The 11490-nt window shown below is 39.8% G+C and carries 12 protein-coding genes; 6 read left to right on the top strand and 6 right to left on the bottom strand.

Features of this window, described 5'->3' with window-relative positions:
* Window positions 1-21 precede the first annotated feature (21 nt).
* Both A3K93_RS12040 and A3K93_RS12035 read right to left on the bottom strand, forming a co-directional pair.
* The gene (locus tag A3K93_RS12040) at window positions 22-501 is read right to left on the bottom strand and encodes a hypothetical protein (protein WP_081408537.1); all 480 of its coding nucleotides are present in this window, start codon (window positions 499-501) and stop codon (window positions 22-24) included.
* Window positions 502-641: 140 nt separating this feature from the next.
* Complete coding sequence (locus tag A3K93_RS12035) at window positions 642-1991, bottom strand: GGDEF domain-containing protein (protein WP_067731427.1); 1350 nt, start codon at window positions 1989-1991, stop codon at window positions 642-644.
* 388 nt (window positions 1992-2379) lie between these two features.
* Here A3K93_RS12035 and A3K93_RS12030 point away from each other — a divergent pair, with 388 nt between their 5' ends.
* The 3 genes from A3K93_RS12030 (at window position 2380) to A3K93_RS12020 (ending at window position 4503) form a co-directional block, all read left to right on the top strand.
* Entirely contained in the window at window positions 2380-3327 is a 948-nt protein-coding gene (locus tag A3K93_RS12030) for a pirin family protein (protein WP_067731426.1), read from the top strand.
* 19 nt (window positions 3328-3346) lie between these two features.
* Window positions 3347-3748, top strand: coding sequence for an OsmC family protein (locus A3K93_RS12025; RefSeq protein WP_067731425.1), 402 nt, complete (start codon window positions 3347-3349; stop codon window positions 3746-3748).
* A 107-nt stretch (window positions 3749-3855) separates the two neighbouring features.
* Entirely contained in the window at window positions 3856-4503 is a 648-nt protein-coding gene (locus A3K93_RS12020) for a glutathione S-transferase (protein WP_067731424.1), read from the top strand.
* Between the two features lie 30 nt (window positions 4504-4533).
* Here A3K93_RS12020 and phoR read toward each other — a convergent pair whose 3' ends face one another.
* The 3 genes from phoR to A3K93_RS12005 form a co-directional block, all read right to left on the bottom strand.
* A complete protein-coding gene (phoR, locus tag A3K93_RS12015; RefSeq protein WP_067731423.1) occupies window positions 4534-5892 on the bottom strand; it encodes a phosphate regulon sensor histidine kinase PhoR in 1359 nt (452 codons plus the stop codon).
* A gap of 22 nt (window positions 5893-5914) precedes the next feature.
* The gene (gene phoB, locus A3K93_RS12010) at window positions 5915-6625 is read right to left on the bottom strand and encodes a phosphate regulon transcriptional regulator PhoB (RefSeq protein WP_067731422.1); all 711 of its coding nucleotides are present in this window, start codon (window positions 6623-6625) and stop codon (window positions 5915-5917) included.
* A gap of 235 nt (window positions 6626-6860) precedes the next feature.
* Complete coding sequence (locus tag A3K93_RS12005) at window positions 6861-7541, bottom strand: TetR/AcrR family transcriptional regulator (RefSeq protein WP_067731421.1); 681 nt, start codon at window positions 7539-7541, stop codon at window positions 6861-6863.
* Between the two features lie 219 nt (window positions 7542-7760).
* Between A3K93_RS12005 and A3K93_RS12000 the strand changes: the two genes are divergently transcribed.
* From A3K93_RS12000 to A3K93_RS11990, 3 genes are all read left to right on the top strand, one after another.
* Window positions 7761-8597: an SDR family NAD(P)-dependent oxidoreductase gene (locus A3K93_RS12000; RefSeq protein WP_067731420.1), complete on the top strand. Its 837-nt coding sequence runs from the start codon at window positions 7761-7763 to the stop codon at window positions 8595-8597.
* A gap of 329 nt (window positions 8598-8926) precedes the next feature.
* Window positions 8927-9142 (top strand): TOBE domain-containing protein, encoded by a 216-nt coding sequence (locus tag A3K93_RS11995; protein WP_067731419.1) that lies wholly within the window; start codon window positions 8927-8929, stop codon window positions 9140-9142.
* A 33-nt stretch (window positions 9143-9175) separates the two neighbouring features.
* The gene (locus tag A3K93_RS11990) at window positions 9176-10000 is read left to right on the top strand and encodes an ABC transporter ATP-binding protein (RefSeq protein ID WP_067731418.1); all 825 of its coding nucleotides are present in this window, start codon (window positions 9176-9178) and stop codon (window positions 9998-10000) included.
* Window positions 10001-10024: 24 nt separating this feature from the next.
* Here the strand turns inward: A3K93_RS11990 and A3K93_RS11985 are convergent, their stop codons facing one another.
* Entirely contained in the window at window positions 10025-11389 is a 1365-nt protein-coding gene (locus A3K93_RS11985; protein WP_067731417.1) for an MATE family efflux transporter, read from the bottom strand.
* Between the last annotated feature and the right edge of the window lie 101 nt (window positions 11390-11490).

The raw sequence follows: 11490 nt of genomic DNA, 5'->3' as shown, positions 1-11490 counted from the left end.
GGGACTAGTATAAACAATTTTTTACTTTCGCAAGAGGTCTAGTGAGGGTCTAAAACGGATTTGCACACACAGATTCGCAAGCACAATAAACACCACCGAAGAATACTGATAAATTAGGGTATAAGGACTTTCAGAGATATTTAAGTTAGTAAACCAAATGGCACTTGCTCCAACGATAGAGCAGGGCAATAGCAAGTCAAAAAACTTAAGATGACGATAATAGTTGTACATCCAAATCGTGATGAGCGTCATCAGCAGGGCAAAACTTAATTTGCTGGTAATCACCAAACGAGGGATATCATTTAAAACCAAAAGATCAGCAATGGTATAGGTGACATAGGAGAACTGTGCAAACAAGTTCACCTGAAGTAAATATTTTAAATTGAGATGTTCTTGATATTGATAGTAAGCTGTTTTTAAAGGCTGAGGAATGCGAGCAAGAGGATCTTTTAAAGCCTCTTGAATCAGTGCACGAGCATCTTTTTCGTACTCTTGTGGCATGTCGCCTTCCTGAGAAATGAGATTCTAATGTATACATTCAATTATTAAATTGTATAAAAATTATTCTATTCTCTTATGGTGTTATTTCAAAGTATATAAATGAATAATATATGAACTTTATGGTACTTTTTTTAGCATAATTAAAGAATTGACCAAGAGTTTTCTGATTTTTGTGGATGGATTAAGACAGGTGCTGTGCTATAGCGTTTGGCAATCCACGCTTTCGAAGGTGCACTCGAGTTGTTCTGTAGCATATTGGGATGGTAAACCTCAACCCGATTACGTCCAGATGCTTTCGCTGCATACAGTGCAATGTCTGCTTTTTTAATCAAATCATCTAGGTTTTGCAAAGGGGATTCGAGCTCCGCTAAACCGACAGAAATGGTAAAACGTAAGCTGCGTTCAGGAGTTTCATATAAATACTGTTTTTGAATAGAACTGCGTAAACGCTCCGCTATCACGATGGCATCCTGTATTTGAGTGTCATTGAGGAGAACCACAAATTCCTCGCCACCAAACCGAGCCAGTAGATCACTTTGACGCATTTCCTTTCGAGCAGTATCCGCAATTATCTGTAAAACACGATCCCCTAAATCGTGTCCATAGGTATCATTAATCGCTTTGAAATGATCGACATCGAACATCAGAAGGCAACTACTTGCAGCGCGTGGCCATTGCTGAATGGATTGTTCAGCCACATCGACAAAATGACGACGATTACATAGCTGTGTCAGATCATCGGTATGCGCTAAATTTTTGAGGGTGTGATAGTTCCACTCATCCAATAAAGTTCTTAAAAATGAAAGCCGTGTATTAAGCAAATTATTCCAGTTGATATATAGGCTAAATAACCAGATCGGAATTGAAACCACTGCAAAGACAAAGGCTTGAGATGCTGTCATGAGCATACTTACGCCAATCATCATAAATAAGCCAATGAAAATAGAACTGTATAGCGCGTGTTTAAATTGGGTTTGTACGCCTAAATTTGCCACCAAGATAAAAATTAAAGAAGCGTAAATATAAATATTGACGTGCGGACTTTGTGAAAAGACCAGCAGGGCAATCCAAGTCGCGGCACAAATGGCTGTACCAACAGGCAGAATCAAATCGAGTATTCGAATATCTTTTTGATATTTAAATAGATAATAGCAACCAGCCAAACCGACTAAAATCATGACAATTCGAGAGATGCCTGAGATCATGGTCATATCAGGAATAATGAAAATATCGGCAAAGAAATACAGTAAAAAAGCGATTTGTGCCAAATAGTTGAAGCGTCGAAGTTCACCGCGATGACGGTCATATAAAAACTGATGAAAATACGATTCAAATTGTGTTGGAATAGGTGCTTTTCGATTTACCAAACATTGTTCAATCAGCTGACGGGTTTTTAAGTTACATTCAGAAAGTTTCAGCAGTTGGGAGTTTTTATTTTTAAAAGTTTTTAAGGAAGCATTTAAGGTCTTATATGGACCAAAGATGGACATCAGACTTCCTCCTTTTATGTCATTGTTATTGTGAAGCCCGTATTATGCTTAATTTGTGTAAAAATTAACCTATCTTAAGTGATATTTTTTTATGAACGGTAAATTAAAAAGTAACAAAATATGTGTTACATCAGGTTTAAATGAAGGTTTATTCATAGAACGATGAAAATCTGTGAGCATGTTCACTGACTGATTAAAAAAAGGTGTTTCACGTGAAACACATGTTTCTTAAAAAACCTTGTGTGGTTTTATTTCAGTATATTCTTTGCGTTGAATTATGAGTAAACGATTATCCTAAAACTGTTACACACTATCTTATAACTAATGGTGTTTCTCGCAGTTTGAATTGCTATGATCAATAAAATTTAGACAGTTTAGAGTCAGTGTTATGTCACATAATAACGATAGCGAATTATCTCACTCTGACGATTGCGAAAAATACGTCAATCAATTTATTCAAGAATTTACCTTGCGACGCGCAGAAATCGGTCAAGGGACGGTGATTAAACGTGCGCTACCGAGTCGCCATAAACGTATGATTGGTGCGTGGTGCTTTTTAGATCATGCAGGACCTGTGACCTTCCCTCAAGGTGATGGCCTTGATGTAGGACCACATCCACATATTGGTTTGCAAACCTTTACGTGGATGATTGAAGGCACGATGATGCACACCGACAGCTTAGGTTCAGAACAGTTAATTCGTCCGAAACAGGTTAATTTAATGACTGCTGGTTATGGTATTTCTCATACCGAAGTTGCGCCTGATACAGAAACGAAGATGCATGCTGCACAGCTTTGGATTGCTTTGCCTGATGATAAAATCAATATGGCACCAGCCTTTGATCATTATCCTGAACTACCTGTGGTACAAGATCAGGGCATTGAATTTACAGTTTTGGTTGGTGAATACTTAAATACAACATCACCTGTTAAAGTCCATACTGAGCTGCTGGGTGTTGATTTATTTGCTGCAGAAAGTACGCATGCCCGATTGCCTTTAAACCCAAAATTTGAATACGGTTTTATGGCACTGGAGGGCACTGCCAGTATTAATGGGCATGAATTGACTGAAGATAATATGGTCATTCTTGAGCCAGGTTTAAAACATGTCGATGTGGATCTACATGCAGGTGGTCGTGTTCTATTGCTGGGCGGTGAGCCGTTTGAAAGTCCAATTTTGCTGTGGTGGAACTTTGTTGGACGTACCACAGAGGAACTCAGAACCGCACGTGATCAATGGATAGCAGAACATGAACGTTTTGGCTCAATTCCAAGTTATGTCGGACCACGCTTAGAAGCACCAGCATTTCCTGACAGTATGCGCGCCTCAAAATAAAGATAAAAAGGATGATCAAATGGGAATTGTTGCAACAGCCAAAGTACATAGTTTAGAAACACCATGGCAGGGTGAAGTTTCACATGGTAAACATCATTATATGACCGATAAGCCAGCGTCTTTTGGCGGACAAGATGGTGGACCTGCCACATATGATTTTTTAATCGCAGGATTAATTTCATGTACCATGATTACACTCAGAATGTATGCCAAGCATAAAGAAATTGAGCTGGGTGAATTTGAGGTCGAGGCAGAATTTCATGCTAACAGAGAAGGTGAGGAATGGATTGAGCGTCGTCTGCATTTTAAAACAGCACATGAGCCTACGTTAAAAGATAAAATTTTAGCGATTTGCCAAAAGACACCTGTGACCAAAACGCTTCTACGCAGTGTTGAGATCAAAACCAGTCTGATTGAATGATTATGTAAGGCAATGTTGGAAATTTAAAATAATCAGTAAAGCATCCGAATCCCTTTGGGTGCTTTTTGCTATGATGCGCTTTCCGAAAACAAGAATAACCCACTTATATGCGTGTTTTACATCATTTAGAACAATCCCGATCTTTCCGCATCTTATGGGCTTTAGAAGAGCTTGAACTGGATTATGAGCTGAAGTTTTATAAGCGACTGCCGAGCTTTGCGGCACCGAAAAGCTTGAAAGAAATTCATCCTTTGGGTAAAGCTCCCATTCTTGTTGATGATGACCAAGTCATCGCAGAGTCCGCAGTTATCTTGGATTATCTACAAGAGACTTATGATACAGCACTCGAGTTTCAGCCCCTCAATACGACATCAAAGCAGCAGTATCGCTATTGGATGCATTATGCAGAAGGCTCATTAATGCCTTTGTTAGTGATGCATTTGGTGATGGATAAAGTCTCTGCACAAGTCCCTTTTTTAATTAAACCGATTGCCAAGAAAATGACTAAAGGGGTGCAATCTCAATTTGTCGGCCCGCGTCTGAAAGATCATATTGACTACATAGAGGGCTACTTAGCTCAGCATGAATATTTTTCAGGTCGCTTTAGCTTTGCCGATATTCAAATGAGCTTTCCTTTAGAAGCAATTCAATCACGCTTAGGTCATGATTATCCTGCTATTCAGTCTTATTTAGATCGCTTGGCACATCGGCCAGCTTTTTTTAGGGCTAAAGCTAAAGAGCAGACACTGAAATAAAAAAGGTGCTTCGTGCACCTTTTTAACGTTTTAGTCAGGAAAACTTAAGCGCTCTTTAGGGAAAATTACTTTAAAGGTTGAGCCTTGATTTTCTTTTGAGTCAATTTCTAAATAGGCTTGATGCTGCATCAGCACATGTTTGACAATGGCTAAGCCCAAACCTGTACCACCTGTACGACGACTACGGTCTGAATCAACTCGATAAAAACGTTCAGTCAAACGGGGCAGATGTTTAGGGTCAATACCGATTCCTGTGTCTTCAACCACAAAATAAGCAGTATCTCCTGTATCGTGCCAACCCATAGTGATCGTCCCACCTTTAGGTGTGTATTTGATGGCGTTGGAAATCAGGTTGCTAAAGGCACTGGCAAGCTCTGTATCTGAACCGATCAAATCGCAGTGGCTGTCGATGTCTAAATTAAGCGTATGACCATAATCGACGTTATAGGCCTGTGCATCATCGAACAATTGGTTCATCAAATTTGGCATGTCGATAATTTGGTTTTTGGCAATTTTCTTTTCGTTTTCTAAACGCGACAAGAGTAGTAAGTCATTGACCAAGGCATTCATACGACGCGTTTGCGATTGCATTTGATCAAAAGCACGCTTCCAGCGTGGGCTTATATCTTCTTGGTCGGTAAAGGTTTCAATATAGCCACTCAGCACGGTCAGCGGTGTGCGTAGTTCATGCGAAATATTGTCGACAAAGTCTTTACGCATTTGCTCGAGGTTATGCATCCGCGTAATGTCATAAGCGACCAATAAACGGCTTTCCCCACCAAAGCGGGTCATTTTGATTTGCACATAATGATCTTCAAACATTGAAGATTTCATCTTTAGACCATCGGGTGAAGCATCAATATCGTTGTAATACTCAACAAAGCTTGGCTGACGTAATAAGGTTAAGATATTACGAGCTTTGTCATTTTCTGAAATGCCGAGTAACTGTTCTGACGCTGGATTCCACCATTCAATTTGTTGATTTTCATCAATCAACACAACTGCTTCTTGCAAGGCAATTAATGAAGATTGAGCACGGTCAATTAAAGCCATCATTTCTGCCTGAACAATGCGTTCTTGGCGCTGTGCACGATAAACGTTAAAGAGCAATGCACCCCAAATGCCATTGATGTTGGGTGGAACATCATAAGGACGATTGGAAATCCATTCATTGACCAAATACAGTGAACGCATTTGTGTAGCAAAGAACGCCACGAAAGCCAATACGATGCAGACCCAAAAATAACCAATGCCATAGCCAATAAAGCAGGCAATGACTAAGAATAACGCCAGTAAGCGTAAATCCTGTTTGGCAAAATCCCACAAGCTGCTATAGCGAAATTGTTTATGTTCGCGAGCAAGTTCGGGGACGGGGTAGGGTTCATACATAAAGCAATATTGACCTTAAAATTTAGCCGAGCGCAGCATCAGCACGTGTTGAGAAGCGATAACCTGTACCACGTACAGTTTGCACATAACGGTCAGCATTATACGGTTCTAAAACCTTACGTAGGCGACGAATATGCACATCAATCGTACGGTCTTCAATATATACGTTGACACCCCAAACTTGGTCAAGCAATTGTGCGCGTGTATAAGCACGTTCTGGATGGGTCATAAAGAAAGCCAAAAGACGGTATTCTGTCGGTCCCATATCTAAAATATTGTTGGCAAAACTCACACGTTGGCTGACAGGATCCAACACCAAGCCATTGGCATCAATGGTTTTTTCACCGTTCATGGCATTGGCACGGCGTAATACTGCTTTAATGCGCGAGACCAATTCACGTGTTGAAAAAGGTTTGGTCATGTAGTCGTCTGCACCGGCATCCAGACCTTGAACTTTATGGTCTTCTTCTGCACGAGCGGTCAGCATAATCACTGGAATTTCAGAGAGGTTTTCATCGCGTTTTAAACGACGGCAAAGATCTACACCGCTAACACCACCCGGCATCATCCAGTCCAGTAAAATTAAAGCTGGACGTTGGTCGACAATCATTTGATGGGCTTGTTTTGCATCTTCAGCTTGTAGGCACTGAAAACCTGCCATATCTAAAGACGTATGGATCATTTCCCGAATCGGGAGTTCGTCATCGACGATTAAAATATAGTCATCTTTCACAACGCAATATCCTTTTTCATGTCAACGGTGGTCCGTTCTATTTTATATGACAGGCTTATTACAAAGATTAATTGTGACAGTATCATTGCAAGTCACAGGATTCTGATCATTCTGCCAATAAATTCAAATTAAAATGAGGTAAGCCTTTGTTTTCAATTGATCTAAATTTTAGTCACATTTCTGTAATCATGCGTAAAAGCGGTCAATTGAAATCATTTTTTACAAAGCATCCGCATCATTCAGCTTGTTCAGAAAAGCTTTCCAATAACGCCATAAATACGATACTGCATGAAGAAAGCACATCATCCATCGACTGCTTAAAGCCACTCATGACCCAACGAATGGCAATCTGAGTGACGTAACCATTTAAACCAGTTGCCACTAAGGCAATTTCGCCGTCAGTACGTTTCAGATTGGGCATCATCAGCATCACAAAGGCATGAATCATACGATCAAACCTTTGCATAGTTTCTTGGATGGTTGCTTGATTATGTAATTCTTGAACCAGCATGGCATCAATATAAATAATGCGTGCCATTTTGGGATTATCTTTTAAGGTGGTCAGAAGTGCAGTCAGACCCGCTTTAATCATTTTTTCAGGATCGCCTGAGTTTTGCATGATTGCCTGCATCACATTGTGTTGCAATTCATCAATTAACTTTAAAAAGATGGCTTGGAACAGTTGCTCACTCTTTTTAAAAGACTCATAAAAATAACGTTCAGTCAGCTTGGCTTGGTTACAGATGTCTTTGACTGTCACGGAAAAAAAGCCATGAGTGCCGTAGGCTTCGATCCCAGCTTCAATCAGTTTTTCTCGGCGTGCCTGTTGGCGTTCCGCCATAGAAAGTCCTTTAAACTGGCGTTCTTTGCTGGCAGTTTTGACGGTTTTATTTTCTGTAGTATCCAATGCTGTCATAAGTAATATGGGTCTTGAACATGCAATTTTAGACATATTAACAATAAATGGGTCACATATCTAAGAGTATCATCTGATGATAAAAACTTGACCTGTTTAGATATAAGCGCATAGTTGACAATGATTATTGTCAAAACTATATTGAAACAACTTATCTTCAATTTATTTAGAATAAAAAAGTCCTGTCTGCACAGATGGGTCAAGACCTAAGGATTATTCATGAAAGAATTCAATAACAAAGTCGCAGCAATCACAGGTGCAGGTTCAGGTATTGGTCAGCAACTTGCTGTACTTCTTGCAAAACAAGGCTGTCATTTGGCATTAAGTGATGTCAATGAAAAAGGGCTCGCGGACACTGTGGCACTGGTTAAAGAAACAGGCGTACGTGTAACAAGCCTAAAAGTTGATGTAGCGAAGCTCGAAGAAGTGCGTGCATGGGCAGCCAAAGTTGAACAGGAGCATGGCAGTGTCAACATGATCTTTAATAATGCAGGTGTTGCATTGGGTTCAACAGTTGAAGGTGCTTCTTACGAAGAACTGGAATGGATTGTAAATATTAACTTCTGGGGCGTTGTTTACGGTACCAAAGAGTTCCTGCCTTTAATCAAGAAAACAGGCGATGGTCATATCATCAATATTTCCAGTCTTTTTGGTTTAACTGCACAGCCAACTCAATCGGCCTATAACGCGACTAAATTTGCGGTACGTGGTTTTACCGAAGCATTACGTCAAGAATTAGATATGGAAAACTGTGGCGTGAGTGCACTTTGCGTTCACCCAGGCGGTATCCGTACCAATATTGCCAATGCTGCGAAAATGAATGATAGCTTACGCAGTTTGGGGATGAATCCAGAAAAATCAGCGAAAAGTTTTAATAAGTTATTACGTTGCCCACCAGAAGAAGCAGCACGTCAAATCCTAGAAGCGGTGCAAAAAGACAAACGCCGTCTTTTGATTGGCAATGATGCGAAAGCCATTGATTTGATGCAGCGGATTTTACCGACGGGCTATCAAAAAGTGGTTGCATTGGCAACCAAGCTCACGCAAAAAGCATAAAAATTAAATGCTGAAAAGCCTGCTGATGCGGGCTTTTTTTAACTTAAAAAAATCAGATTTGAGGCAGATTGATTTGATCAAATGTTCAATTCTTTATAGTCATCTGAGATAAGCTAAAATCATCCAATTTAAAATGTGAAAATTAAATTTTATTTTAGAAATCAAAATATTGAACTTTAAAGTTTTTCTGTTAAACATCACTTTTGTAGATTTTATTAGAACAATAAAAGATAAAATTGAACGAGATAATCAAATATTAAATCAAGATAAGAACGGTACTCAAAATACTCTATATTTAAAAAATATTTGGAACTTATAGAGTAGAAGAAATGCCAATTACCTCAGTCAATGTACGTAATCAATTCAAAGGCACGATTCAGGAAATTGTACTCGGCACTGTGGTGTCCGAAGTCAACGTAGAGACCCCAGCGGGTATTTTTACCTCGATTATTAGCACACGTTCGGTCAAAGATTTAGATCTTAAACTTGGCTCTGAAGTCGTGGTGCTGATTAAGTCTACAGAAGTGGCATTAGCCAAAATCTAAACTGAACGTGAACAGATTGAATGAGAATAAAGTATGACACAGCAAGGTTTAGGACGTGTCTCTATTGAGCATGTCAGCAAGGCATATCCATCTGGGGCACAGCAACCGATTCATATCCTTTCAGATATTCATCTTTCCATTCAATCGGGTGAGTTTATTTCTATTGTTGGACCCAAAGGTTGTGGTAAATCGACCTTGTTGCGTTTGATTGTGGGCTTAGAAAATCAATATCAAGGGCAGATTTTGATTGATGATGAAGTGTCCTTTGGCAAGAGTTTGCAGTGTGGTCTTTTATTTCAGGATAACCGCTTATTTCCATGGTTAAGTGTCAAAGAAAATATTCGCAGTGCCTTATATAAAAATCATCTGTCACGAAGCGAAGAAGATCAGTTAATTGAGCAATATCTTGAACTGTTGAGTCTCAGTGATTTTAGAAATGCGTATCCGACACAATTGTCAGAAAGCATGAATCAGAAAGTGGCGATTGCCCGAAGCTTGGTCAACAAACCAAAACTGTTGTTGTTGGATGATCCATTTAAAGGCTTGGATGCGTTAAATCGTCAAAGTTTACAAGCTGAATTACAACGCATTTGGCAAACCGAAAAAATCACGGTTATCCATGTGACGCATGATTTAGATGAGGCGGTGTTTTTAAGTCAAAAAGTGATTGTGCTGCATGGTCAGCCAGGGCAGGTAAAACGGAGTATAGATATTCCGATTCCTTACCCACGTAAACGTACCGATGCACGTTTACAGCATCTAAAATTTATCGTGTTAAATGAGATGTCTGAACCAAAGCTCAAACAAGCTCTTAGCCATAAATCTAAACCATTTTCAGCTTATAAATTTGCATGGTAAGGCATCAATTAAGATGCCCTAAACTTAGACCAACTTCTGAATGGTTTTTTTCTTCCAAATAAATTGATAATAAGTCCCTTGCAAAACCGCAAGACTCACAAATGCGAGTGCATAAGCGTACCAAATACCGTGTAATCCCCACCACTGACTAAATAAATAAGCACACGGCACTTCAATACATAAAATCGCGAAAATATTAATGATCATAGGAACTGTGACCGTACCACTTGAACGCATGATGGAGGCAAAGATGGCACTGGCACCAAAGAATAAAATCGACCACAGCACAATAAAGAGTAGCTGTTGACCTAATTCCATGACATGTTCATCGGTGATAAAAAGCGCCATGAGATATTTTGAGAATAAATAAGCAAGAACCACCAAACAGCCCGTAAACAGAATATTCATAATCAACGCAGTACGGGTCACTTTATTGAGTAAGTCTTCACGTCCTGCACCAATAGCCTGTGCACCAAACACGGACGCTGCAATTGCAATTGAAAGTGCAGGGAACTGAATATAATTGAGTACCTGATTTACTGCACCATAGGCAGCAGTCGCTTCAGCGCCATAACGATTCACCAAGCCAACAATCACTAAGCCTGCAACGGATGTGGTCACCATCTGAATGCCTGTTGGAATACCCAAGCGTAAAATAATTTTGCTTAAAGCAGGTTGATGACGAATGCTTTTGAGCATGGCCGTATTGGGGCGCAGTGGATGATCTTTATAATTTAGATAAATCATGAGATAAATTAATACCGCACAGTTCCCCAAAATACTCGCAATTGCAGGGGAAATGATCCCCATTTGAGGAAAACCAAAATAACCCGCAATTAAAATCGGGGTGACGATTAAACCAACGCCAATGGTAAGAGCAGATGCAAAAAGTGGAGTGGTACTATCACCGACACCACGCAGAATTGAGGTGTAAATAATATAAATAAAGATGAGGGGACTACCTGCCAACATCCATTGTACATAAGGCAGTGATAGATGCATAACGTCAGGGTCGGTTCCTAAACCCAGTAAGATTTTTTCAGCAAAAATTACTCCGAAAATGGCAATGATTGATCCGCCAATTAAGGTCATAAATAAAGTCGAGCCGACCACATCACGAATTTTATCGACGTTTTTCGCACCCCAAGCCTGACCAATGAGTACGGTCGAACCTGCAGACAAACCAATCACGAATGCCATCAGGCAGAACAAAATAGGAAAGAATACTGCGACGGCAGCAATCGCTTTTACGCCCAGCATCTGCCCAACGAAAATGGTATTAATCGTACCTGACAAACTTTGCAGAATATTGGTGGCAATTAATGGCAACAGGAAAATGAAAAATGTCTTCCATAAATTGTTTTGATTGACTAATGCCTGCTGTGCCATGCGCGAACCTAAAGACTTTCTATATTGTTATCACCTTGAATTATGATCGTTTTAAAGTAAAAAAGCCTGAGTATTTCAGTAACTCAGGCTTGAAATATGAC

The sequence above is a fragment of the Acinetobacter sp. NCu2D-2 genome (assembly GCF_001647675.1).
Taxonomy (GTDB): Bacteria; Pseudomonadota; Gammaproteobacteria; order Pseudomonadales; family Moraxellaceae; genus Acinetobacter.
The sequence above is the reverse complement of the archived record's forward strand: the minus strand, read 5'-3'. Positions and strand labels throughout refer to the sequence as shown.

What these genes read in the sequence shown, in the direction of transcription:
- A3K93_RS11995 (WP_067731419.1), top strand. Translation starts at nt 8,927, where the DNA reads ATGCCAATTACCTCAGTCAATGTACGTAATCAATTCAAAGGCACGATT.
- A3K93_RS12040 (WP_081408537.1), bottom strand. Translation starts at nt 501, where the DNA reads ATGCCACAAGAGTACGAAAAAGATGCTCGTGCACTGATTCAAGAGGCT.
- A3K93_RS12020 (WP_067731424.1), top strand. Translation starts at nt 3,856, where the DNA reads ATGCGTGTTTTACATCATTTAGAACAATCCCGATCTTTCCGCATCTTA.
- A3K93_RS12025 (WP_067731425.1), top strand. Translation starts at nt 3,347, where the DNA reads ATGGGAATTGTTGCAACAGCCAAAGTACATAGTTTAGAAACACCATGG.
- A3K93_RS12035 (WP_067731427.1), bottom strand. Translation starts at nt 1,991, where the DNA reads ATGTCCATCTTTGGTCCATATAAGACCTTAAATGCTTCCTTAAAAACT.
- phoR (WP_067731423.1), bottom strand. Translation starts at nt 5,892, where the DNA reads ATGTATGAACCCTACCCCGTCCCCGAACTTGCTCGCGAACATAAACAA.
- A3K93_RS12000 (WP_067731420.1), top strand. Translation starts at nt 7,761, where the DNA reads ATGAAAGAATTCAATAACAAAGTCGCAGCAATCACAGGTGCAGGTTCA.
- A3K93_RS11990 (WP_067731418.1), top strand. Translation starts at nt 9,176, where the DNA reads ATGACACAGCAAGGTTTAGGACGTGTCTCTATTGAGCATGTCAGCAAG.
- A3K93_RS12005 (WP_067731421.1), bottom strand. Translation starts at nt 7,541, where the DNA reads ATGACAGCATTGGATACTACAGAAAATAAAACCGTCAAAACTGCCAGC.
- A3K93_RS12030 (WP_067731426.1), top strand. Translation starts at nt 2,380, where the DNA reads ATGTCACATAATAACGATAGCGAATTATCTCACTCTGACGATTGCGAA.
- A3K93_RS11985 (WP_067731417.1), bottom strand. Translation starts at nt 11,389, where the DNA reads ATGGCACAGCAGGCATTAGTCAATCAAAACAATTTATGGAAGACATTT.